Genomic DNA, 564 nt, shown 5'->3' with positions numbered 1-564 from the left:
GGGCAGTTCGTGCCCGCGGGGCTGGGCCCCGCGTTGTACGCGTCCCGGCCGAAGCTGTAGCCCGCGCCGACGCTGAGGCCGGCGAATGAGCGCCGGTAGACCAGGGCGTTGTCGGTGCGCGCATTGGGCAGGTAGGCGTCGAGCGAGCCCAGGGCATAGATGGCCGGGCCTATGGGGGAGGCGTCCTGCATCGACCAGGTCAGCATGGAGTATTGCCGGCCCAGCGACACCGTGCCCCAGGGCGTCTCCAGGCCAACGAATGACTGCCTGCCGAATGGACGGCCGCCCTGGCCGAAGCTGCCGGTGTCAGGTGCCAGGCCCATCTCGAGCGTGAACATGCTGCGCCAGCCACCGCCCAGATTCTCCGTGCCCTGGAAGCCCAGGCGCGAGGGCATCATGCCCGTATTGCTCGGCACGCGGGCCAGGGTGCCCTTGCCGTTGACATTGCCGAGCACTTCCACGCCGACATCCACGATGCCGTAAATCTTCACGCTCGACGGGGCCGGGGCGCTCTGGGCTTGTGCGGGCAGGGCCGCGGCGCAGAGTATGGCGGCTGCCAGGCAG

General features: G+C 69.7%; 1 protein-coding gene. It reads right to left on the bottom strand.

Translation table 11 applies throughout. The features are described from left to right. The coding region (locus tag D3H34_RS33590) for a porin (protein ID WP_286186599.1) at nt 1-530 on the bottom strand (530 nt) is incomplete at its 3' end. Nucleotides 531-564: the final 34 nt, after the last annotated feature.

The organism is Acidovorax cavernicola (genome assembly GCF_003581445.1).
The sequence above is the reverse complement of the archived record's forward strand: the minus strand, read 5'-3'. Positions and strand labels throughout refer to the sequence as shown.